Raw genomic sequence first — 22,522 nt, 5'->3', positions numbered from 1 at the left:
CGTCGTCCGTGTTTCCGACCGCGGCGCTCCGGTCGAGGGTTGACCGGCTCGATCCCTGCGGCGGCTCAGTCCCGGGCGGGGGCCAGGCCGGCGGCGGTGAGCGAGCGGCGTACCGCGGGCTGGACCCGGGTGAGCCGCAGCGGCACCCCGGTCCGCTCCGCCGCGTCCCGTCCGGCCATCAGGGCGGCGATCCCACCGGCATCGAACCCACCCGCGCCGACCAGGTCGACGACCACCTCGCTGGGCTGGCCGGTGACGGCCTCCAGCATGGCCCGGCGCAGTTGGTCCGCGCCGTCGCGGTCGATCTCGCCGCCGACCTCGACCACCACCCGGTCGCCGTTCTGCTTGACCGAGATCCGGGTCTTGCCCGGGTCGGGTTCGGCCGCGCCGTTCTGCCAGGGCGGCGGCGCGTCGGCGAGCATCGCCTGACGCAGCCAGGTGAGCGCTCGCGACAGCAACCGGGACACGTGCATCTGCGAGATACCGAACCGGGCGGCGATCTCCGCCTGGGTCTGGTTGCCGTAGAACCGCATGGCCAGGATGCGCCGCTCCCGCCAGGGCAGTCGGTGCAGCAGACCGCTGACAGTGACCCGGTCGTCGACCGACTCCAGCGCGTTGTCCGATTCGCCGACCAGGTCACCGAACTCCGCCGAGCTCTCCCCGCCCACCGGGGCGTTGAGCGAGGCCGGGCTGTAGCCGGCCGCCGACTCCAGCGCGGCGAGGATCTCCTCCTCCGGGGTCTCCAGTCGGGCCGACAGTTCGGCCACCGACGGGGCCCGGGACAGCTCGCTGGTCAGCGCGGCCGTCGCCTGTCCCACCTCGAGGATCAGGTCCCGCAGCCGGCGGGGCACGTGCACGCCCCAGGTGCGGTCCCGGAAATGCCGTTTGATCTCGCCCACGATGGTGATCGCGGCGTACGCGGTGAAGGACCCTCGTTCCGGGTCATACCGGTCGACGGCGTTGACCAGCCCCAGCCGGGCCACCTGCTCCAGGTCCTCCAGGGGCTCCCCACGACCCCGGTACCGGCGGGCCAGCCGCCCGGCGAAGGGCAACGCGAAGCGCACCAGGTCGTCGCGGGCCTCCCCTCGACGCTCCGGCGGCAGCCCTTCGATCCGGGCCGCGTACGCCAGTGCCGCCGCGTCGAGGTCCTCCAGACCCCGATCGGTGGGTGGTGGTGTGGTCGTGGTCGTACTCGTCTGTCCGAACATCCGCGCCTCCCTCAGGAAGGTCCCCCGCCCGGATCGGGAAACCGGTCGTGCGCGTGGTCGAGCCACGCACCGGGCCGGAAAAGTGGGTCAGTGACTGGGATGCCAGCGGGCGACAACGCGTCCACGCAGCGCAATCAGGCCGTCGCAGCCAGCGATGTTCCCGCTCCGTAGGTACTCAATCACGGGACCCCGGGTTCGCGAGGATGTTTCGGCGTGCTCCGTCTCAGGAGACCAACAACCCCTGGTGGCCGCCGCTGTCGCTGAGCACGGCGAGGGCCTCGTCGGCCCGCAGCGGGGGCGGGACGGGGAGGTCGTACGGCTGGGCACGCAGGACCTCGGTGGCCCGACGGGTGGGCACGGACGTCACCGGGTAGCCGCGCGCGGTGGTCCGGTCCAACGCCCGGCGCCGCTGCCCGAACCCGGCCACGGCCAGCCACTGCGGCAGGCCGGCCAGGGCGGGTGAACGCATCCCGGGAGGTTCGGGCAGCACGTCCACCGAGCTGAACGCCTCGCTGCCGGCCAGCCACCACTCGGCCTCGTCGACGTTGCGGCGGGTGGCGTTCTCGCACCAGTACGGCACCAGCCCCGCCCGCATCACCTGCCACGGGTCGAGCAGACGCCCGCACTCCACCACCAACCGGTTTCCGGTCTTCCCGGCGGAGCGCAGCCACCGCCGGTACAGGTCGGCGACGGCGGCGCTCAGCACCGCCGGGCGGGGCACCAGCATCCAGCGCAGTGGGTGCTGGTGCCGCGTCGACCAGTCCCGCGCGGCCAGCTCGAAGCCCTCGTCGACGCCGTGCTCGGCGGTACCGGACGAAACGGTCACCTCCGGCGGCGCCCACCGGGTCGCGTCGCCGCCGACCGAGCGCAGCACCTGCCGCAGCGCGTGGCTGTCCGGGTGGAAGTCCACCGGGTCGAGCCCGCTGGCCGGGCAGCCGACCTGGAAGCTGTGCCCCGGACCGATTTCCCGGACCGGCCAGGTTCGCGCGTCGCGGACCAGCAGCACGGGGGCGCCGGGGAGTAGCCGGTCGGCCAGGAACCGCGTGTACGCGGCCGGCAGCGCCCTCCACGAGGCGGCCAGCGCGACGGTGGCCCCGGTCAGCGGGCCCCGGCTGGCCGGGCAGTGCACCTGCCGCAGGTGCAGGTCGGCGTTGCCGGCGAGCAGCCGGGTGGCCAGTGCCGCACCGTGGTCCAGTGCGTCCGCCGGGCGGTCCACCGCGCCGTCGGACCAGTGCACGGTCATCTCGAAGCTGGCCGGCAGCCAGGGCACGCCGAGAGCCACCGCCAGGTGCGCCAGGCCACCGTGCGGAGAGCCGATCAGCACCCCGGGGTAGCGCTGGCGGGGGTACTGGTCGACGAACCAGCGCGCGACCCGGGCCGCGTCCACCTCGTCGACCTGGGCGACGGTGAGCGCGACCCGTCCGGCGGCCCGGGTGACCGCGGCTCGGCGTACCGGTTCCGGAGCCCCGGGAAAGCGCGACGTGGGCCCGGTGTGCCCGAGGTCGGCGCAGTCCGCTCCGCGCAGCGCGCGGGCGGTGGCGGCGACCAGCACCCGGGCCGCGCTGCCCGCGGCCACGACCCGGTCCCCGGCCAGACCGGCGCCATCGGCCGTGAGCCCCTTGTGCACCTTGTGCACCGGCCCCACCTTGCCTCGTTCGCTCACCACGCGGCCCGGCTTCCCGTCCCGATGGGGTTCAAACGGGGCATCACCCACCCGGCGGCACATTCCGCTGGTCAGAGGGGTGCGCCGGTCATCAATGGCGTTCGGTCGCTCGGGTTTCGGTGAGGCCAGGGCGGGCACTTCCGGGTCCATGGGCACCGACGACACCAGCGAGCCAGCCGCCGCCACGATCACCCCGTACGAGGACGGACCGTTGCTGGTCCGGGGTGACTTCGCGTTGGTCACCCCGGACGGCGAGCGGATCGACGCGCGCCGGGGCACTGTGGCCCTGTGCCGGTGCGGCAAGTCGGCGCTCAAGCCGTTCTGCGACGGCACCCACAAGGCGATCCGGTTCCGGGCGGGCACCACCCGAGAAGGCTGACGACCCGACGACGCCCCATCACGCTCCGCAAGCGCACTCCGGCAACCCCGACCGGCACGCCGCCACCCTCTTCTCTGCGCCCGCCCTGTTCAGCGCAGGCTCGCCGCCAGGACCCATCCCCCACCCTCGCCGCCTTTGCTCTGCACCCACCCAGGCACCAGGCACGGTCCGTAACCGTCGCCTCGGTGGGTGCAGAGCAAAGGACGAAGCAAGGGCCCTCCATGTGAGGGCGGCGGCGATACCCCCATCGGCTTACAAGCTCGGACAGCACGCGGCAGCCACGGCCAGCGCGCGGCACCACGGACAGCACGCGGCAGCCACGGCCAGCGCGCGGCACCACGGACAGCGCGCGGCACCACGGACAGCGGGCCGGTCAGACGAGCGCGGTGGGGGCCGGCGGGGCGACCACGGCCGGTGAGGCCACCGGGGTCGACGCGACGAGGGGGACGGTCGGCGGCAGGGCCGGCGGAGCAGGTGGCCGCAGGGAGCTGCGACCGGCAGCCCAACTGTCCAGCAGGTGCGCGGCGAACAACCGGTCCAGCGCGAGCCCGGCCGCCGCGCCGAACAGCACGTCGGGGGCGAGGGCCGGCTCCACGGCGACCAGGCCACCGCACATGTCGTGGGCGGCGATCTGCTCGTGCACCGCGTCGGCCTCGACGTGCTCGTCGTAGAAGCGGGTGGCCACCTCGTCGAAGCCCAGCCGGCGCAGCCCGTTGCCGTAGCGACGGTTCGGCAACGAGGAGGTCATCTCGAACGCGGCAAGGTGCCCCAGCAGCGCGCCGCGCAGTCGCCGGTGCAGCCCGAACAGCGACATCAGGTTGTTGGTCGCCAGGGTCACCGCCGGTACGGCGTCCAGGTGGGCGGCGTACCCGACGTCCAATCCCAGCCGGTCCAGGGTGCGCCGGAACAGCTCGGCGTGCATCCGGTCCAGCCGGCCGTTGCCGTACTCGTCGGTCTGGATCTCCACGAGCGCGGCCTTGGCCGGCCCGCCCAGTCGGGGCAGCGCCCAACTGTGCGGGTCCGCCTCGCGCAGGTGGTACAGCGACCGGTGAACGACGAACTCGCGGAACTGGGCGAGGTCGGCGCGTCGCTGGAGGTTGGCGGCCAGCGACGGTCCGTCGTCGGCCGCGACCACCTCGGCCAGGCCGGCGGCCACCCCGGCGGCGGGCACCACCGGCGTGCCGACCAGCTGGCGCAGCGCCGCCTCGAAGAGCCGTTCGCAGTGGACGCGCAGGGCGAGCAGGGTCGGCTGCCACTCCCACGACTCGTCGACCCCGGACCAGCCCCGGTAGTGCAGCTCGTAGCAGAGGAACAGGGTCAGCTGAAGGTCCTCGTCGGTGATCGGGTCCGCCGGGTCGAGGTCGATGCCGAGACCGGTCGGCAAATCGTGCGGCGGACGCCGCAGGGCCTCGACCACCGCCGCGGAGAGCGGGCCGCGCGGCCGCGGAAGGGTCGCGGGACCGTAGCGGCGGTCAGCGGGCTCGGACATGGAACCTCCAGCGTCGTCGGGCCGCTTCTGATGCCCTGGCCAGGAGCGACTAAACGAAGTCCTCGGCGTTCGCGGTGACCTCCACCTGCTCCCGGACCTTCCGGGCGGGAGCGCCGTCGGCGTACAGACCCCGCAGGTCGGCGAACGCCGGCTCCGGCGGCGCCAACGACACCGCCGGGTCGACGACCGCTTCCAGTACGCAGGGACGGTCCGCCGCGAGGGCCTCGTCCCACGCGGCGCCGACCAGCTCCGGCCGGTCCACCCGCACCCCGTGCAGCCCGAGCAGTCGGGCCCAACCGGCGTATGGGACGTCGGGGCGGCGGCGGGTCGGGTCGGACGACGGCGCCAGCCCACCGCCCATGCCGCTCTGGTCCCGGTTGTTGAGCACCAGCACCACCAGGCGAGGGTCCCGCCACTGCTGCCAGTGGTGGGAGACGGTGATCAGCTCGGCGAGCCCGTTGAGCTGCATCGCCCCGTCGCCGACCAGCGCGACGACCGGTTGGTCGGGGGCGGCGAGCTTGGCGGCCACCGCGTACGGCAGGGCGCAGCCCATCGAGCCGAGCGTGCCGCACAGTTGGGCGTTCACCCCCGGTGGCAGGGTGAGGTGTCGGGCGTACCAGTAGAGGACCGAGCCGACGTCGACGGCGACGGCGCCGGTGCCCGGCATCCGGGCGGACAGCTCCTGGAGGACGAGTTGCGGGTTGACCGGGTCGGCGGGCGCGGCGACCCGCTCGGCGGCGACGTCACGCCACCGGTCCACCGAGGCCTCCACTGTGGTGCGCCACCGCTGCTCGGGTTGGCCGCGCAGTCGGGTCAGCAGCGCCCGCAGGGTTTCGGCGGCGTCACCGACGAGCGGGACGTCGGCCGGGTAGCGCGCGCCGATCCGACGACCGTCGATGTCGATCTGCACGGTGCGGGCCTGTTCCGGCATCGGGAAGTAGTCGGTCCACGGGTCGTTGGTGCCGACCATCAGCAGCGTGTCGCAGCCGCCCATCAGTTCGGCCGCTGCCGGGGTGCCGACCTCGCCGAGGACACCGGTGTGGAACGGCAGCCGCTCGTCGAGCACCGGCTTGCCCAGCAGTGAGGTGGCCACGCCGGCGCCGAGCCGGTCGGCCACCTCGATGATCTCGGGGGCCGCGTCGCGGCCGCCCTGGCCGACCAGGATCGCCACTCGCTGGCCGCCGCTGAGCAGTTGGGCGGCGGCGTCGAGGTCCACGTCGTGCGGCAGCACCCGGGCCAGCGGCTCACCCGGGGTCGCCGAGACCACCCCGACGGCGGACGGCTGCAGGTCGGGCACCACGGCCTCCTGTAACTGCCGAGGCAGCACCACACAGGTCGGGCTGCGGGTCGCCGCCGCCGTACGGAACGCCTGGTCCAGCAGCGCCGCCACGTCCTGCGGGCTGCGGCCGTACCGGACGAACTGGTTGCACACGTCCCCGAAGAGCCGGCTCAACCCGATCTCCTGGTGCGCGCCGCCGAGTGGCCCCGAAATGTCCTCCCCGACGATCGCGACCACCGGTTTGCTGTCCAGCTTGGCGTCGTAGAGACCGTTGAGCAGTTGGACGGCGCTGGGCCCCTGCGTGGCGAGGCAGACCCCGATGCCGCCGGTGAACTTGGCGTGCCCGGTGGCCATGAACGAGGCAGTCTCCTCGTGTCGCGCCGGAATGAACGCCGGTTCGCCGCCGGTGCTCTCCAACGCCTCGACCAACGGGGCGATCGCCGCCCCCGGGTAGCCGAAGGCGCGGGGTACCCGCCAGGCCAGGAGCCGTTCCACCACCACATCCGCGACGCGGCGCTCAGCCATTGCCGCGCCCCGGTGTGCTGGGGTCGACGTAGCGCAGCACCGCGCCGACACCGTCGGTCAGCTCGGGCGCCTCGTCCGGGCCGAGCACGGTCAGCGCCGCGTCGGTGCCGACGAGCGCCCGGACCAGCGCCGCGTCGGCGCGTACCCGTTGCGGGTCGTCCACCGACATGGCGGCGAGCTGGCCCGGGTCGACGGCGATCTCGGTGGGTTCCGCGCCGATCCACAGCTCGCCGTTGGCCGACGGGTCGTCCACGATGATCATCGTGTCCACCTGGTTGCGTTGCAGGGCCGAGACGACCGCGTCGAGGCCGCCGCCGACGTCCTCCTGCACACCGAACTTGTCCAGCGTCGCGGCGATCCGCTGGTCGGCGACCTCCGCGATGGTCTGCACGGTCAGGTCGTCCAGCAGCGTCTGGTCGGCGCCGCCGGCCCGGGATCCGGCGTCGGTACGGACCACGAGGTCCTGCCAACGCTCCGGCATCTGCGCGGCGATCATGCCGGTGGCACGGACGTCACCGGCGACGACCACGACGTCCGCGCCGACCCGGTCGGCCAGGTCCGCGGTCGCGGCGGTGACGTCGCCGGCGTTCTGGTGCCAGGCCTCCATGGCCGCCCGCTGATAGCGCGACTGGGACCAGCCGCCCGGCTTCGTCCGCCGTAGCGGGAACTCGTCCCGACCGGCGACGTGCGCCCGCCGGGGAACCCCGCCGGCGCTGACCGCCATGGCGTCGGCGCCCATCCGGTCGGCGATCACCCGCACCCAGGCCACCTGTTCGCCGCGCTGGGCGAGCAGCGGCATGACGTGTGGCAGCGGCGCGAAACTGGCCAGGTCGCGCACTGGCGGCGCGGACAGGTACTCGGAGAGCACCACCCGACCGTGACTGGCGAAGACCGCGAGGCCGTAGTCCCCGACCATCGGGTCGTGCCCACGGATCACCCGGTCCAGCGCGGCGATGCTCGCCTCGTCGGCACCCTGGTCGGTGAGTTGACTCTGCAAGGCGCGCCAGCGCAGGTCCAACGCGGGATGGGCGTCCTCCGTGTCAGCGGAGGCGTCCAGGTACACCGAGCACCACGGCCCGGGACGGTCGTAGAGCGGGCGCAGGAAGGACAGCTGCATGCTCGACCCCTTTCCAGCTCGGCCCCCCGCTTACCCCTGTCGCCCGGGATGTCACCTCGCTGCCGTGAGCCCGTGACCAGGTTTCATTCACGTCGTTCAACCGAGGACGTCGATACGATCTGTGAACACAAGCGGACTCTCGGTGGTGGAAATGGACAGCGGACTCGATACCCGACGCATCGTGCACCCGACGGAGCGAATCGTCACGGGGCGGCTGATCCGCCTGATGGACGGCTACACCCGCGAGGTACGCATCGGGCAGCCGGTGCTGGTGGCGGTGCTGGCGGCGGCGGCGATCGCCAGCCTGCCCGCCCTGCTGCTGCGCTCGCTCTTCTCGTTCGGCGGTGGCGGCGCCCGTCGCCGCTGGAAGCAGCTGAAGCAGGGCCCGGAATATCTGGTCACCCCGGTGCGACTGCGCAACACCGCCGGTCAGCTCTGCGAGGTGGAGCTGCACGGTCACCTGCCGCAGAGCGCGTTACACCCGGCGGACCAGGTGCAACTCACGCTGCGTCCGCAACGGGACCCGGAGCTGCCGCCCCGGATCGAGCGGATCGTCAACCTCACCACCGGGCAACTGCTGACCCCGCGTACCGCGACGCTCTGGTCGCACCTCGGGCCGCCGTTGCTGTTGCAGGCGTTCCTGGGTGGGCTGTTGCTGGCCGGCGTCGTGGCCTGTTCCGCGCTGACCTGACCGTCTAGGGCCCGGATCAGACCTGACGGATCAGTCCGGTCAGCCGACCGGCGCGGGTTCGCGGGCGGGCTGGCGGTCGACGCCGAGCATGCCCCGGCGGCGGGCCCAGCGCTCGAAGATCAGAGTGGCGAACGGCGGGACCGCACTGGCGAGGGCCACCGCCGTGGCCAGGAGACTCCACCGGTGCAGCCGGGCCACGGCGAGCACCAGCAGGACGTACGCGACGAACAGGCCGCCGTGGATCGGCCCGAAGATCTTGACGCCCAGCTCGTTCTCCGGCGGGCCGTACTTGACCAGCATGCCGACCAGCAGAGCCAGCCAGGAGCAGGCCTCGGCGATCGCCGCCGCGACGAACAACCCGGTCACCTTCTCGCGCATCCGCACGCCACCACCTCTCGGAGCCGCAATGCTATCGGGGCGTGCTGACTGGGCTAGCAAGGCGTGCTGCTGGGTAGGAGAAGACCATCGGGTCTTCCCCCGCCCGCCGATGACGTGCGAGGTTAGGGGTGGCCAGCGGTGACAGGGTGGTGACCATGGGCGAGGACGTCGGCGTACGAACCTTCAGTCGAGAAGATCGGGCCCGCTATCGCGACAAGGTCCGCCGCTGTCTGGACGTCTTCGCGGAGATGCTGCGCGAGTCGCGCTTCGACGTCGACCGGCCGATGACCGGCGTGGAGATCGAGCTGAACCTCGTCGACGAGTCGTCGAACCCGGCGATGCGCAACGCCGACGTGTTGGCGGCCATCGCCGACCCGAGCTTCCAGACCGAGCTGGGCCAGTTCAACGTGGAGATCAACGTGCCGCCGCGCCGGCTGACCGGCGCCGGCACCGCCGACTTCGAGGAGTACGTGCGGGCCAGCCTCAACGCCGCCGAGGTGAAGGCGCGGACGATCGGCGCGCACATGGTCATGATCGGCATCCTGCCGACGTTGCGCCCCGAGCACCTGACCGCCGAGACGCTCTCGGCCAACCCTCGTTACAAGCTGCTCAACGAGCAGATCTTCGCGGCTCGTGGCGAGGATCTGCCGATCGCCATCAGCGGCGTGGAACGGTTGGCGGTCACCGCCGACACGATCACCCCGGAGGCGGCCTGCACCAGCACCCAGTTCCACCTTCAGGTCAGCCCGCCCCAGTTCGCCGACTACTGGAACGCCGCCCAGGCGGTCGCCGGCATCCAGGTCGCGGTCGGCGCGAACTCGCCGCTGTTCTTCGGCCGGGAGCTGTGGCGCGAGACCCGCATCCCGCTGTTCCAGCAGGCCACCGACACCCGGTCGGAAGAGATCAAAGCCCAGGGGGTACGCCCCAGAGTCTGGTTCGGTGAACGCTGGATCACCAGCGTGTTCGACCTGTTCGAGGAGAACGTGCGGTATTTCCCGGCGTTGTTGCCGGTCTGCGACCCGGAGGATCCGGCGCAGGCCCTGGCGGCGGGTGAGGTGCCCAACCTCAACGAGTTGCGCCTGCACAACGGCACCGTCTACCGGTGGAACCGCCCGGTGTACGACGTGTCGCGCGGCCGGCCGCACCTGCGGGTGGAGAACCGGGTGCTGCCGGCGGGCCCGACGGTGTTGGACACCATCGCCAACGGCGCGTTCTACTTCGGTCTGGTCCGGGCCCTGGCCGAGTCGGACCGACCACTGTGGTCGCAGATGTCGTTCAGCGCCGCCGAGGAGAACTTCACCAACTGCGCCCGGCACGGCATCGACGCGCAGGTGTTCTGGCCCGGCCTCGGTTACCTTCCGGTGAGCGAGCTGGTGCTGCGCCGGTTGCTGCCGCTGGCGCATCACGGGCTGGACCGGTGGGGGCTCGACCCGGCGGAGCGTGACCGGCTGCTCGGCATCGTCGAGCAGCGCTGCCTGACCGGCCGCAACGGCGCGAGCTGGCAGGTGGAGACGCTGCACCGCCTGGAGTCCGCCGACCACCTGGACCGGCCGGAGGCGTTGCGTGAGGTGGTCCGTCACTACGTGGACCTGATGCACAGCAACCGCCCGGTACACGAGTGGCCTATCCCGTGATCCGGTGACACCTTCGGCGCCAACCCGGCCAGGGTGCGGGTCGATCAGTCATCGGCCTCCGTGGAGGGTCCCCGATCCGCCACATCCCGGGGCCCGACCTCGATCGCCGGGTGGGCGGGGCCGCCGTGGCGCCGCACGGCCCTCTGCTCGGTCACGACCATCACGATGGCCACGAGGGCGAGGGCAATCACCATGACGAGGGCAGGCAACAGCGTGGCCAGCGGCGCCATCAGGAGACAGGTACCACCAGCCCCCATCCGTCGCCAGGCGATCTTCCGGTGGATGCGCCAGTAGGCGTAGGCGAAGGTGAACAGGAACAGCGCGCAGCCGCCGAAGAGGAGCATCGCCTCACGGGGAGCCAGCGGCTCCAACGGTGCGGGGACCATGTCGGCCAGTCCGACGGCGATGGTGATGATCCCGAAGCTGAACAACAGGTGGCTGTACACAAGGATGGCGCGGCGCAACCCCGGCTGGTCCGGGGTCTCCTCCAAGGCCCGCCGGAAGTCGGACAGGCCGTAGCCGAAGTAGGCGAACCACAGGACGCTGACGAGGGCGTAGGCGGCCGTGATGGCGGCCAGTCGGGCAACGGTCAGTGGGGCGTCGACGGCCACCGCACCGACCTGGATCACCGACTCGCCGAACACCAGGATGATCAGTAGGCCGTAGCGATGGGTGTAGTGCGCCGGTTGCGCTCGGCCCTGGGCGACGACCCGGTTCGCCAACCAGGGGCTCAGCAGGTCGACGCCGGCGGCGGCGGCCCAGAGGACGAGCCGGCTGTTGCCTTCGTTGAGCGCACCCGCCACGAGCAGCGGTCCGGTGATGACGAAGGAGCTGTAGGGGCCGACGAGGACGGCTCGCCCGAACGGGACACCGCGTAGGGCCAGCCCGGCCAGCAGCACTCGGCCGGCGAGGTAGGCGGTGACGAACAGCGCGCCGTTGTGGTGGTACGCCTCCGGGATCGTCAGGGCCATCAGCAGACCGCTGAGCCCCAGCGTGAGGATGCCGGCGCGGTCCACGATCGAGTTGACGTCGCGCTGGTTGGTGTAGAGCGTGACGCCTCCCCAGGCCCAGTAGACCGGGACGAAGAGGATGAACGTACGGCCGACGCCGGCCCACGTGTGGTCCTCGTGCAGCAATTGGGAGAACTGGGTGAGGGCAAACACGAAGGCGAGGTCGAAGAACAGCTCCTCCCAGGTCACCCCCTTGCCCTTCGGCGCGGCCGGCATCGGCGACCGTCACCCGCCGGGTGCGGGGCGGCCAGGTGAGAGCCAGGCTGCCGGCCCCGCGAGCTTCGTCACTGGCCTGCCTCCGACCGTCCCCAACGCCTCGACAAGGCGAGGTTAGCCGCGGCGCTGGTGCTGGGGAGGCGGAATGCGGGGAGGCGGTGCGCCAGCACTGCCCGACGGCCCGGTAGGCCTCGACAGCCGCGGGCCCCCGGAAATCGATGCTTGTCGTACTGTGGTGCACCAGCGGACATCGACGTCGATGAGGGGACCGTCTGTGCACACACCCGGAATCAATCACGCCTCAGCGCCGTCATCCGCGGACCGCGCCCTCTCCCGGCGGCATCTGCTGGGTGTCGGGGCGGCGGCTGCCGGCGGCGCGTTGCTGGTCGGCACGGCCACGGCGGCGCAGGCCGCGCCGGGCGGTCCCAAGCGGGTGCTGCGCGCGCCGGTGCTGGTTCCCGGTGACCGGGTGCGAGTCGTCTCGCCCGGCCGGACCCCCGATCCGACGCTGATGGGTCGCGGCATCGAAATCCTGCGCAGTTGGGGCTTGGAGGTCGAGCTGGGCGAGCATGTCTACGCGAGGTACGGCTACCTGGCCGGCACCGACGCGCAGCGGCTGGCCGACCTGAACGCCGCGCTCAACGACCCGGGTGTACGAGCGGTCTTCGCCGCCCGGGGCGGTTACGGCACCCAACGCATCGTGGACCAGATCGACGTCGCCGGTCTACGCCGGGATCCTCGGGTGGTCGTCGGCTTCAGCGACATCACCAGCGTCCAGGGCAAGCTCTGGCGCGAGGCCGGCCTCGTCACCTTCTACGGCCCGATGGTCAACTGGAACGACGCCCGCACCGGCCCCGAGTCGGCGGAGGCGTTGCGCCGGGCGGTGATGACCACCGCACCCGTCACGATCACCAGGGACCCGGCCGAGACGGCCGCCCCCGTGCTGGTGCCGGGTCGAGCGTCAGGCCCCTTGCTGGGCGGCTGTCTGACGTTGCTGTCCACCTCGTTCGGCGCCGGGGACGTCCCGACGTTCGACGGCGCGATCCTGTTCTTCGAGGACGTGGACGAGGCGCCGTACAGCATCGACCGGATGCTGACCGAGTTGCGCCGGCTGGGTGCGCTGTCCCGGGTCGCCGGGGTCGCCGTCGGTCAGATCACCAACAGCGTCGGCGGTGCGGGCGAGTGGGACGCGGCGTCGGTGCTCAAGGACCGCCTCTACGACCTGGGTGTGCCGGTCCTGGGCGGGCTGCGGCTGGGGCACGGCAACGGGCAGCTCACCGTGCCGCTCGGCGCGCGGGCCACGATCGACGCCGAGGCGGGGACCCTGACCGTGGAGGCCGGGGTCCGCGCCCGCTGACGGCGTGGCCCGCGTGACCGCGCGGGTCGCGACGCCTCGGTGCTCAGCCGCGCGGGGTGGGCACGCCGAAGAGATCGGTGATGCCGCCGGGCAGTTGGGCGAGCAGGTCGTTGCGCTCGTCGTCGTTGAGTGCCTCGGCGACGGTACGAAGCACCGCCTGGGCGTGTTCGCGTACCTGGTCCGCGTTCTGGACCTGTTCGCGGTCACCGACGTGCTTCAGGAAGTCGCCGACGTCCCACCGGCGGCCCTGCGGGTTGCGGGTGACGGACCCGTTGAGCCGCTCCGGCAGTTGCGCCGCCAGGTTGTCGGCCTCCTGGCCGGCGAGCCGTTCCCCGAGCACCGACAGGACGGCCTGCACGGACCGGACAGCCTCGTTCTCCCCGAGACCGGCGCGCTGCCGGACCGTGGCGATCATCTGCTCGTACTCCATGACGCGCTCCCTCCCCTCGAACGCCGACCGGCCGGCCAGCGGGCGAAAAGGGCGAGTTCCCCGGGGCCCGGGGCACAAACGGGGTCCCCAACGACCCGGACGCTGCGTCACATAACGGGTGGGGCCTGGGCGAGCGCCGCGGGCGGCGGGTCGTCGCGCAGTCGGCTGTAGAGGTAGCCGTCGCGCCACTGACCGGCCCGGAACTCGCAGGCCCGGATGACGCCTTCGAGCTGGAAGCCGGCCTTTTCCAGCGACCGCTGCTCGGCCACGTTCTCCGGGTGGGTGCCGGCCTGGATGCGCTGGGCCGGGCTGTGCTGGAAGAGGTAGTCGCAGAGAAGCGCCTGCGCCCGCCAGCCGATGCCCCGACCCCGCCACTGTGGCAGCAGGACGATGCCGATCTCCCAGTACGACGCCCGCCCGGCGTACCGCCCGGCGGTGTAGCTGACGATGCCGACGGCGGCCCGTTCCTGTTCGACCTCCACGACGAGCCGTCCGTCGTCCTCGCCGAGGTAGCCGTCCGCGGCGAACCGCCTGGCCGGCGCGCCGGCGTCGCGGAAGCCGGCCCAGTCCAGGCCAATCAGGCCCGGCTCGCTGCAGAACCGCCGGAACATCCCCAGGTCGGCCTCGGTAACCGGCCGCAGCCCGACGGTGGGGTCGACCGAGACCGGCAACGCCATGCCACCACTGTCCATGGCGACACGCTAGCCGCCGCGCAGCGGAGGACTCGCCCGGAGTGCGCGGCGGGCTGGGCGACCGACGGTGGTGGTCGGCCCCGCCGGCTGGCCGCCCGGTCAGACCTTGAGCAGCACCTTCGTGCAGTCGTCCTGCTTCTTCTGGAAGATCTTGTAGCCCTTCGGGGCGTCGCGCAGCGGCATCCGGTGGCTGACGATGAAGCTCGGGTCGATCTCGCCGCGCTGGATGCGTTCCAGTAGCGGCCGGGTGTAGCGCTGGACGTGGCACTGACCGGTCCGCATGATCAGGGACCGGTTCATGAACGCGCCCATCGGGAACTTGTCGACGAAACCGCCGTACGCGCCGACGACCGACACCACCCCGCCCGAGCGGCAGGCCAGGATCGCCTGACGCAGGGCGAAGGGCCGTTCCGTCTCGACGCGCGCGGCCTGCTTCGCCCGGTCGTACGCGTACATCGCGGCGTTGCCGTGGTGTCCTTCCAGACCGACGGCGTCGATGCACGCGTCGGGCCCCCGACCGGCGGTCATCTCGTTGAGGGTGTCCAACACGTCGGACTCCTCGTAGTTGATGGTTTCGGCGTCGATGTGCTCCTCGGCCAGCCGCAGCCGGTACGGGTAGCGGTCGATGATGATCACCCGCTCCGCGCCGAGCAGCCGGGCGCTGGCCGCGGCGAACAGCCCGACCGGTCCGGCGCCCCAGACCGCGACGACCTGACCGGGTTTGATGTCGCACATCTCGGCGCCCATGTAACCGGTCGGGAACACGTCGGCGAGCATGACCGCCTGGTCGTCGGTGACCTCGTCGGGCACCTTGAGCGGGCCGACGTCGGCGAACGGCACCCGGGCGTACTCGGCCTGACCGCCGGCGTAGCCGCCGAGCAGGTGGGAGTAGCCGAAGATACCGGCGGGCGAATGCCCCATGATCTTCTCGGCGATGCCGGCGTTGGGGTTGGAGTTCTCGCACACCGAGTAGAGGCCGCGCTGACAGGACGAGCAGTGCCCGCAGGCGATCGGGAAGGGCACCACCACCCGGTCGCCCGGCTTGAGGTTGCGGACCTGCGGGCCCACCTCGACCACCTCGCCCATGAACTCGTGACCGAGGATGTCGCCCTTTCTCATGGCGGGGATGTAGCCGTGGTAGAGGTGCAGGTCGGAGCCGCAGATCGCGGTGGTGGTGATCCGCACTATCGCGTCCCGGGCGTTCATGATCGTGGGGTCGGGTACGTCGATCACCTTGACGCTGTCGGTGCCCATCCAGGCGGTGGCCTTCATTCTCGGTCCCTCTCGAAAGCGTGGGCGGATCAACGGCGGGACGCCGCGCGGCGGATCAGCGGCGGGACGCCGGCAGCGGCTGGGCGGGGCGCTGTGCGGCCTGTTGGCGTACGGAGATGCCGTTGGGGCTGCTCTCGGAGCGCACCACCTCGCCGGTCTCCAGCACCTGCTTGAACCGGCGCAGGTCGTCACGGACCTGCTGCTCGGGTTCCTCGCCGAAGAGCTTCGCCACCATTCGGCCGAGCGCTCCGGCGGGTGGCGCGTAGCGCAGCTCGACCCGGACCTCGGTGCCCCGGTCACCGGGCGCGGGCACGAATCGCACCCGACCGGCGTTGGGCACGCCGGTACCCGGCAACGATCGCCAGGTGATCGACTTGTTCGGCTGGTCGTCGATGATCTCGGCGTCCCACTCGACGTGTCGACCGGCCGGGCCTCGAGCGACCCAGTGCGAGCGGCGCAGGTCGTCGGCGCGTACCGACTCGAGGTGCGCCATGAACCGGGGCAGGTTCTCCACGTCGCGCCAGAACCGGTACGCCTCGGCGGGCGAGCGGTTGACCGTCACGGCGATCTCCATCCGGATCACCCGGGCGCGAGCCCGGCGGGCCCGGCCGATGCGCACGGCGGAGAGCACGTCGACGGCGGTGATGCCGGCGACCGCGACTGTGGTCAGCGCGACCCGGCGGCGACGCTCGCCGTACCGGGCGGCGAGGGCACGCCCGAGCACCGTCAGGTCCATGGCGTCGCCGGCCACCCGGCTCCACGCCCAGCCGGCGGGGCGACGGCCGCTGATCAGGCCGGCGGCGCTGCCCAGCTCGCGCAGGCCGATCGCCGGGAGCACGGCCCGCGCGGCCGGAGAGTCGTCCACCCCGGTCAGTCGCGCGAGCGGGCCGGGCGCGACCAGGGCGCCCACGCCCAGGGCCAGGCTCAGCAGGCCGAGCGCGCTCGGCAGCGTCGCCGGCACCGGCCCGTCCAACTCCGGCAGGAGCACAGTCTCGACACGGCTCATGTCCGTTTCCTCCGGTGCACGTCACCACCGGTCCGCCGCGGAGCGCGGTGGACCTGCCCCGTGACGCTATGCGGTACTCGCTACCCGTGCGCCCGATTCGGGCACAAGGCCCCGTGCGCACGGTCCCGCACAGATTGCCGACCTTCCAACCGTCGGCATGGTGACATTGACCGATTTGGATCAGCTACGGACCGTTAGCGTCGGCTCACCCCGTCACACCGTCGGAAGGAACCACGCCCATGAGCCGAGCACTCCTGCGCCACCTGACCGCCACCGCCGCCGTCGCACTGCTCGTCCTGGAGGCCGCCGCGCCGGCTGCCGCCCGTACCCCCGGGTCTGGATCGCCCGCCCCCGGCCAGGTCCGCACTGTGGTGCGTGACGCGGCCACCGGCGCGCCGGTCCCCCGGGCCTGCGCCGCGCTCGTCCCGGTGGACGCCGCCACCCTCGCCGCGGTCACCATCGGAGAGGACCAACTCGGCCGGTACGGGGGCTGCTCCGACGAGCAGGGTGTCCTGGTGACCGGCGACGTGGCCCCGGGAAGGTACCGACTTCTGGTGCGCCCCTACGACGCGACGGTCCACGGCGTGCAGTGGGTGGGCCGACACGGCGGGACCGGTCAGCGCGAACGGGCGCAGGTGGTCCACGTCCGGGCCGGCGCGGTGACCATCGCCCCGGCCGTCCGGCTCGACCCGCCGGGCACCGTCGTCGGCGTGGTGACCGATGCCGCGAGCGGCGCACCGGTTCCCTACGCGTTGGTGATGGTGGTGCCGTACGTGCCGCACCCGAAGTACGGCGACCACGGTCCCATGACCGACGAGGACGGCCGTTACACGATCACCGGCCTCGGGCCGTACCAGTGGCCGGTGCAGTTCGCCGCGAACGGGTTCGCGACCGTGTGGTCCGGTGGGGTGGGCACCCGGGAGCAGGCGCGGACGGTGCGGGTCCGCGCCCAGCAGACGGCGACCCTGGACCAGGCGCTGCCGGCCGGGACACCGCTGGGCGGGGCGGTACGTGTCGACGAACTGGCCACCTACGCGCAGGTGCTCGCGTTCGACGCGGTGACCGGCGACCTGGCCGGCGTGGCGGACGTGGGCGACAGTTACGCCCTGCGCCTGCTCCCCGGTCAACGGGTCAAACTGCGCTGCGACTGTTCGTACGCCCAGCCGGTGTGGCACCGCGACGCCGCCGGCTTCGACGCCGCGACAGCGGTGCGGGTCCGTCGTGCGCCGAGCGTCGTGGACTTCGACCTGGGGTGAACCGGCGGCCTACAGCACCCACCGGATCACGGTGACCAGACCGAGCACGGTCAGTGCCACCAGGACCACGCCGACCACCGCGGCGACCAGGCAGCCCAGCTCGTCGATCCACGAGCTGGGCTCGCCCGGTCGCGGCCCGACGTTCGGCTAAAATGATCAGCGGTGTGCCGGGAAGACTGGTCGGCGGTTCCGTCAGCGACCCCTCCGGAGGCTCCCGATGACCCCGCCGCCTGCCCCCCACGAGCCGCAGCTCCTTTCGCGCGGCAGTTGGCCCGAGGTACGCCGGATCGGCGACATCCTCCGCACCGAGACGGTCGGTGGGGTGCTGCTGCTGGTTGCCGCGCTGCTCGCGCTGGCCTGGGCGAACTCGCCCTGGTCCGGGGCGTACCAGTCACTGGGTGACCTGACGATCGGTCCCGAGGCGCTGCACCTGGATCTCACCCTGGGTCAGTGGGCCGCCGACGGCCTCCTGGCGATCTTCTTCTTCGTCGCCGGGCTGGAGCTCAAGCGTGAGTTCGTCGCCGGTGACCTGCGGGAGCCGCGACGCGCCGTCCTACCCGTCGCCGCCGCAGTCGGCGGAATGGCGGTGCCAGCGCTGATCTACGTCGGGTTCAACCTGTGGTCGGGCGACGGGGCGTTGACGGGTTGGGCGATCCCCACCGCCACCGACATCGCGTTCGCCCTCGCCGTACTGGGGGTGATCAACACCAACCTGCCGGCGGCGATGCGGACATTCCTGCTGACCCTCGCGGTGGTGGACGACCTGCTGGCGATCGTGATCATCGCGGTGTTCTACACGAGCTCCCTGCACTTCGGCCCGCTGCTGCTCGCGCTGATTCCGTTGGTCCTGTTCGGGTTGCTGGTGCAGCGGCGGGTCCGGTCGTGGTGGCTGCTGCTGCCACTGGCCGTGACGACCTGGGCACTCGTGCACGCCTCGGGCGTGCACGCCACCGTCGCCGGGGTCCTGCTCGCCTTCACGGTGCCGGTGATCCGCCGTACGCCCGGGCCGGGCCGAGGCCTGGCGGAGCATTTCGAGCACCGGATCCGGCCACTGTCCGCCGGCGTGGCGGTGCCGGTGTTCGCGTTCTTCGCCGCCGGAGTGTCGATCGCCGGCGCGAGCGGCCTCGGCGCGACGCTCACCGACTCGGTCACTCTCGGCATCACGGTCGGTCTGGTGGCGGGCAAGGCGGCCGGGGTTCTCGGCGCCACCTGGCTCGTGCAGCGGTTCACGCGGGCCCGGCTCGCGGAAGGGCTCGCCTGGTGGGACATCGTCGGGTTGTCCCTGCTGGCCGGGATCGGCTTCACCGTGTCCCTGCTGATCGGCGAGCTGGCGTTCGGTGCCGGCACCGAACGGGACGACCACTCCAAGATCGGCGTGCTGCTCGGGTCGCTGGTGTCGGCGCTGCTGGCCACCATCGTCCTGCGGGCCCGCAACCGCCACTACGAGGGCGTGTGCGCCGTGGAGGAGCGCGACACCGACGCCGACGGCGTACCGGACGTCTACGAGGGTTCGGCGAACAAGCCCGGGCCTGCCTGATCCGGAGTCATGGGACGGAAACTTCCCGCCCGGGTGACCGAGGAGTACGCTCAGTTCCGGTGTGCCGGGAAGTCTGGTCGGCGTCGTATTCGTCGTCGACCCAGGGGGTTTCCCGTGGCTGTTCCCGCGATCCGCACCGCCGGTCTGACCAAACGCTACGGTCCGGTGTGCGCACTGGACGCACTCGACCTGACGGTGCCGGCCGGTGAGGTCTTCGGCTTCCTCGGGCCGAACGGCGCCGGTAAGTCCACCACGATCCGAATGCTGCTCGGGTTGGCTCGGCCCACCTCCGGACGGGCATGGATCTTCGACGCCGACGCGGCCGACGTGGCGACGGCACACCGCTCGATCGCGTACGTCCCCGCCGATGTCACGCTCTGGCCGGCGCTGACCGGCGCCGAGGCGTTGGAGTTGTTGGGTCGGCTCGGCCCGGGCGTGGACCGCGTCTACCGCGACGAGCTGGTGAACCGGTTCGCGTTGGACCTGTCCAAGCCGGGTCGGGCGTACTCGACCGGGAACCGGCAGAAGGTCGCGCTGGTGGCGGCGTTCGCCACCCGCGCGCCGCTGCTCGTGCTCGACGAGCCGACCAGCGGATTGGACCCGCTGATGGAACGGGAGTTCCAGGTCGCCGTCGCGCAGGCCCGCGAACGCGGGCAGACGGTGTTCCTGAGCTCCCATCAGCTGGCCGAGGTGGAGGCGGTGTGCGACCAGGTGGCGATCCTGCGCGGGGGCCACCTCGTCGAGGTCGCCGGGGTCGCTGAACTGCGGCGGCTGCACCGCAGCCAGGTGGAGGTGAGCTTCGCCGACGTCGCGCCGGACCTGAGTGGGGTGGCCGGCGTCGAGACGGTGGAGCAGGTCGGTCCCGCCCGGCTGCGCTTCACCCTCACCGGCCCGCCAGCACCGGCATTGCGAGCACTGTCCGCAGTGGAGGTGACCGCGCTGCGGATTCACGAGCCGACCCTGGAGGAAATCTTCCTCGACTACTACCAGCAGCCGTCCCGGTGACCGCCATCGTCACCCGCCCGGAGCGGGTCCCGACGGTTCCGTCCGCCCGCGTCATCGGTTCGACAGTGACCCGACTGGCCCTGCGGCAGGTACGCCGGGGTGCGCTGATCGTCGTCGCGCTGGTCGCCGGGATGTCCGCGATGGTGGCGGCCACCTACGCCAGTACCGTCGGTGACGCGCTGGACGCCGCCGCGCTGGCCGCCCTGGCCGAGAACCCCGCAATCCGCACCCTGTTCGGTCAGCCGGTCGCCCTCGACGACGCGGGTGGGTTCACGGTGTGGCGCACCGGCACGGTCCTGTCGGTCCTCGTCGGGACGTGGGGGTTGCTGGCGGCGACCCGGGTCACCCGGGGCGAGGAGGACGCCGGCCGGTGGGCCCTCGTGGCCGCTGGCCGACTCCCGGTCACCGCGATCGTGGCCCGGCATGTCGCCGTCCTGACCGGCGCGGTGCTGACGGCGGGCGTCGCGGCGGGCGCCGCCCTGCTCGCCGTCGGCACGTCACCGGACGGTGCCGTGCTGCACGGCGTCGGCCTGGCCCTGGTCGGGGTGCACTTCGTCGCCGCCGGCGCACTGCTGGCGCAGGTCTTCGCGTCCCGTGCCGCGGCCAGTGGTGCCGCGACGGCACTGCTCGGCGGTGGCCTGCTGCTCCGGATGGTCGGCGATGGCGTCGACGCGCTCGGCTGGCTGCGCTGGCTGTCACCGTTCGGGTTGGTCGCGCTGTCGCAGCCGTACGCGGCGAACCGGGTCCTGCCGTTGGTCGTGCTGGCAGCGTTCGCCCTCATTCTGCTCGTCGCGGCCGTGTTGGCCGCTCGGCCACGAGATCTCGGCGGCGGCTGGCTGGCCACCTCGGCGGGCCGTGGACCCCGTCTGGGCCTACTCGGCTCGGTGAGCGGCTTCGCCGCCCGTCGGCTGGCGCGTCCGCTCGCCGGCTGGGCGGCCGGGGTGGCTGCCTATTACCTGCTCATCGGCGTGCTCACGATGTCGATGACCGAATTCCTGGCGGAGAACGCCCGCTTCGCGGATCTTGCCGCGCAGGCCGGTTTCGTCGGGCTGGGTTCGGTCGACGGGTACGTAGCCGCGATGGTGACGCTTCTCGCGATCCCGGCAGGCGTCTTCGCCGCGGTCCGGTTGGCCACCTTCGCCGCGGACGAGGCCGCCGGCCGGCTCACCTTGTTACATGCCCAGCCGTTGACGCGTACCCGCTTGCTGCTGGCCGAACTGGTCGTCACCGGATGTGGCACGACGGCGCTGCTCGTCGCGGCCGGCCTTGCCACCTGGGCCGGAGCGTCGACCGTCGACGCGCCCCTCGGGCTCCTCCCCGCTCTGGCCGGCACGCTGAACGTGCTGCCCGTCGCCCTGCTGAGCCTCGGCGCGGCGACGTTCGCAGTGGGCTGGCTGCCACGCGCGGCAGCTCTCGTCGGCGCTCTGCCGGCGGCGGGCGGGTTCCTGTTACAGGTCGTCGCCGACAGCACCGGCGCACCGGGTTGGGTCGGCCAGCTGTCCCCGTTCGCGCACCTCGCCCCGGTCCCTGATGCGGCACCCGGCTGGACCGCCGGCGCCCTCATGGTGATCATCGCGGGTGCGCTCGCCGCGCTGGGACTGTTCGGCTACCAGCGGCGCGACCTCCAGGGATAGATCCGGCACCGGCCGACATATTCTGACCGACCACCGGAACCTTCTTCCCGGCCCGTTGGTGGGAGTGGTGGAGAGGGGAGGTGACGGTGTCCGACGGCGATCTGATCTCCGAGCTGTACGCCAGTTGTTTCCGGCGCCTGGTGGTCCAGCTGTACGCGGTGACCGGTGACCTCAGCGAGGCGCAGGAGGCGGTCCAGGAGGCGTTCCTGCTCGCGATCAGCTCGAGCGGGCACCGAACCCGACCACGTCCTCGTCACCACGGACGCGACCTCCTGGAGCCGCTTCGCACTGAAACCCTGACCCGAGGAGTTAACAGCTGCCCACACCGGGTAGGCACCCGGGCTTTGCCAGCGGCCGGGGAGGTGGGATGACGGCGACCAGCGCCTTTTTCGACCGGTTGACAGTCGCCGGCCAGGACCCGCGTTTCAGCAAGGTGTGTGGGAGCGTGCGCTTCGACATCCGGGACGGGGACCGCCTCGACCAGTGGCTCCTCGACATCGACCACGGCCGGATGCGGGTCACGAGGAGCGGCGCGCCGGCCACCACCGTGATCATGGTTTCGGCGCAGGTCGCGGACGCGATGGCCCGTGGCGAGGTGAACGGGCTGGCGGCGATCACCCGGGGCGAGATCCTGGTCGACGGTGACCTCGGCCTGGCATTGCGGATCGGGCGCCTGTTCCCGCGGGAGCCGGAGCCGCCGGAGCACGCCACCCGAAACGACGGCCCGGACGGCGGCCGGTGACC

Annotated in this window: 20 protein-coding genes; 9 read left to right on the top strand and 11 right to left on the bottom strand. The window is 72.2% G+C overall.

The annotated features are described in order from the left end of the window. Positions 1 to 65: 65 nt before the first annotated feature. Together O3438_RS04300 and O3438_RS04295 are read right to left on the bottom strand one after the other, a co-directional pair. Positions 66 to 1,208 (bottom strand): SigB/SigF/SigG family RNA polymerase sigma factor, encoded by a 1,143-nt coding sequence (locus O3438_RS04300; protein WP_088989760.1) that lies wholly within the window; start codon positions 1,206 to 1,208, stop codon positions 66 to 68. 223 nt (positions 1,209 to 1,431) lie between these two features. Further along, on the bottom strand, positions 1,432 to 2,874 hold the full coding sequence (locus O3438_RS04295; RefSeq protein ID WP_269678688.1) for a hypothetical protein: 1,443 nt from the start codon (positions 2,872 to 2,874) through the stop codon (positions 1,432 to 1,434). A 145-nt stretch (positions 2,875 to 3,019) separates the two neighbouring features. Here O3438_RS04295 and O3438_RS04290 point away from each other — a divergent pair, with 145 nt between their 5' ends. After that, positions 3,020 to 3,250, top strand: a complete 231-nt coding sequence (locus O3438_RS04290; protein WP_269678687.1) for a CDGSH iron-sulfur domain-containing protein — start codon at positions 3,020 to 3,022, stop codon at positions 3,248 to 3,250. A 373-nt stretch (positions 3,251 to 3,623) separates the two neighbouring features. Here O3438_RS04290 and O3438_RS04285 read toward each other — a convergent pair whose 3' ends face one another. The 3 genes from O3438_RS04285 to O3438_RS04275 are packed head-to-tail and all read right to left on the bottom strand — an operon-like array spanning position 3,624 to position 7,660. Beyond that, positions 3,624 to 4,739, bottom strand: a complete 1,116-nt coding sequence (locus O3438_RS04285; RefSeq protein WP_269678686.1) for an iron-containing redox enzyme family protein — start codon at positions 4,737 to 4,739, stop codon at positions 3,624 to 3,626. Positions 4,740 to 4,788: 49 nt separating this feature from the next. After that, positions 4,789 to 6,543, bottom strand: coding sequence for a thiamine pyrophosphate-binding protein (locus tag O3438_RS04280; protein ID WP_269678685.1), 1,755 nt, complete (start codon positions 6,541 to 6,543; stop codon positions 4,789 to 4,791). Next, positions 6,536 to 7,660 (bottom strand): baeRF2 domain-containing protein, encoded by a 1,125-nt coding sequence (locus O3438_RS04275; protein ID WP_269678684.1) that lies wholly within the window; start codon positions 7,658 to 7,660, stop codon positions 6,536 to 6,538. The genes O3438_RS04280 and O3438_RS04275 overlap by 8 nt, the downstream gene beginning before the upstream one ends. A gap of 142 nt (positions 7,661 to 7,802) precedes the next feature. Between O3438_RS04275 and O3438_RS04270 the strand changes: the two genes are divergently transcribed. After that, a complete protein-coding gene (locus tag O3438_RS04270; protein ID WP_269683562.1) occupies positions 7,803 to 8,351 on the top strand; it encodes a hypothetical protein in 549 nt (182 codons plus the stop codon). A gap of 39 nt (positions 8,352 to 8,390) precedes the next feature. Here the strand turns inward: O3438_RS04270 and O3438_RS04265 are convergent, their stop codons facing one another. After that, positions 8,391 to 8,729 carry a DUF3817 domain-containing protein gene (locus O3438_RS04265; RefSeq protein ID WP_269683561.1) on the bottom strand — a complete coding sequence of 113 codons (339 nt, stop codon included), beginning with the start codon at positions 8,727 to 8,729 and terminating at the stop codon, positions 8,391 to 8,393. Positions 8,730 to 8,884: 155 nt separating this feature from the next. Here O3438_RS04265 and O3438_RS04260 point away from each other — a divergent pair, with 155 nt between their 5' ends. Beyond that, positions 8,885 to 10,363, top strand: coding sequence for a glutamate--cysteine ligase (locus O3438_RS04260; protein WP_269678683.1), 1,479 nt, complete (start codon positions 8,885 to 8,887; stop codon positions 10,361 to 10,363). Between the two features lie 44 nt (positions 10,364 to 10,407). On the opposite strand, the gene O3438_RS04255 is transcribed toward O3438_RS04260, so the two are convergent. After that, on the bottom strand, positions 10,408 to 11,589 hold the full coding sequence (locus tag O3438_RS04255; RefSeq protein WP_269678682.1) for a low temperature requirement protein A: 1,182 nt from the start codon (positions 11,587 to 11,589) through the stop codon (positions 10,408 to 10,410). Positions 11,590 to 11,971: 382 nt separating this feature from the next. Here O3438_RS04255 and O3438_RS04250 point away from each other — a divergent pair, with 382 nt between their 5' ends. Next, positions 11,972 to 12,946 (top strand): S66 peptidase family protein, encoded by a 975-nt coding sequence (locus O3438_RS04250; RefSeq protein ID WP_442929703.1) that lies wholly within the window; start codon positions 11,972 to 11,974, stop codon positions 12,944 to 12,946. 43 nt (positions 12,947 to 12,989) lie between these two features. Here the strand turns inward: O3438_RS04250 and O3438_RS04245 are convergent, their stop codons facing one another. The 4 genes from O3438_RS04245 to O3438_RS04230 all read right to left on the bottom strand — a co-directional run bounded on the left by O3438_RS04245 (position 12,990) and on the right by O3438_RS04230 (position 16,346). Then, positions 12,990 to 13,376 carry a DUF2267 domain-containing protein gene (locus O3438_RS04245; protein ID WP_269678681.1) on the bottom strand — a complete coding sequence of 129 codons (387 nt, stop codon included), beginning with the start codon at positions 13,374 to 13,376 and terminating at the stop codon, positions 12,990 to 12,992. A 107-nt stretch (positions 13,377 to 13,483) separates the two neighbouring features. Continuing rightward, the gene (locus O3438_RS04240; RefSeq protein ID WP_269678680.1) at positions 13,484 to 14,068 is read right to left on the bottom strand and encodes a GNAT family N-acetyltransferase; all 585 of its coding nucleotides are present in this window, start codon (positions 14,066 to 14,068) and stop codon (positions 13,484 to 13,486) included. 99 nt (positions 14,069 to 14,167) lie between these two features. Continuing rightward, positions 14,168 to 15,340: a zinc-dependent alcohol dehydrogenase gene (locus O3438_RS04235; protein ID WP_269678679.1), complete on the bottom strand. Its 1,173-nt coding sequence runs from the start codon at positions 15,338 to 15,340 to the stop codon at positions 14,168 to 14,170. Positions 15,341 to 15,395: 55 nt separating this feature from the next. Next, complete coding sequence (locus tag O3438_RS04230) at positions 15,396 to 16,346, bottom strand: SRPBCC family protein (RefSeq protein WP_269678678.1); 951 nt, start codon at positions 16,344 to 16,346, stop codon at positions 15,396 to 15,398. A 239-nt stretch (positions 16,347 to 16,585) separates the two neighbouring features. Between O3438_RS04230 and O3438_RS04225 the strand changes: the two genes are divergently transcribed. From O3438_RS04225 to O3438_RS04205, 5 genes are all read left to right on the top strand, one after another. After that, positions 16,586 to 17,602 (top strand): carboxypeptidase-like regulatory domain-containing protein, encoded by a 1,017-nt coding sequence (locus O3438_RS04225; protein ID WP_269678677.1) that lies wholly within the window; start codon positions 16,586 to 16,588, stop codon positions 17,600 to 17,602. Between the two features lie 217 nt (positions 17,603 to 17,819). Beyond that, positions 17,820 to 19,139 (top strand): Na+/H+ antiporter NhaA, encoded by a 1,320-nt coding sequence (nhaA, locus tag O3438_RS04220; RefSeq protein ID WP_269678676.1) that lies wholly within the window; start codon positions 17,820 to 17,822, stop codon positions 19,137 to 19,139. Positions 19,140 to 19,253: 114 nt separating this feature from the next. Further along, a complete protein-coding gene (locus tag O3438_RS04215; RefSeq protein ID WP_269678675.1) occupies positions 19,254 to 20,144 on the top strand; it encodes an ABC transporter ATP-binding protein in 891 nt (296 codons plus the stop codon). Further along, entirely contained in the window at positions 20,141 to 21,778 is a 1,638-nt protein-coding gene (locus O3438_RS04210) for an ABC transporter permease (protein ID WP_269678674.1), read from the top strand. The genes O3438_RS04215 and O3438_RS04210 overlap by 4 nt, the downstream gene beginning before the upstream one ends. 367 nt (positions 21,779 to 22,145) lie before the next feature. Continuing rightward, the gene (locus O3438_RS04205; protein WP_269678673.1) at positions 22,146 to 22,520 is read left to right on the top strand and encodes an SCP2 sterol-binding domain-containing protein; all 375 of its coding nucleotides are present in this window, start codon (positions 22,146 to 22,148) and stop codon (positions 22,518 to 22,520) included. The last annotated feature ends 2 nt before the right edge of the window (positions 22,521 to 22,522 follow it).

It is taken from the genome of Micromonospora sp. WMMC250 (assembly GCF_027460215.1).
Classification (GTDB): domain Bacteria; phylum Actinomycetota; class Actinomycetes; order Mycobacteriales; family Micromonosporaceae; genus Micromonospora; species Micromonospora taraxaci.
The sequence above is the reverse complement of the archived record's forward strand: the minus strand, read 5'-3'. Positions and strand labels throughout refer to the sequence as shown.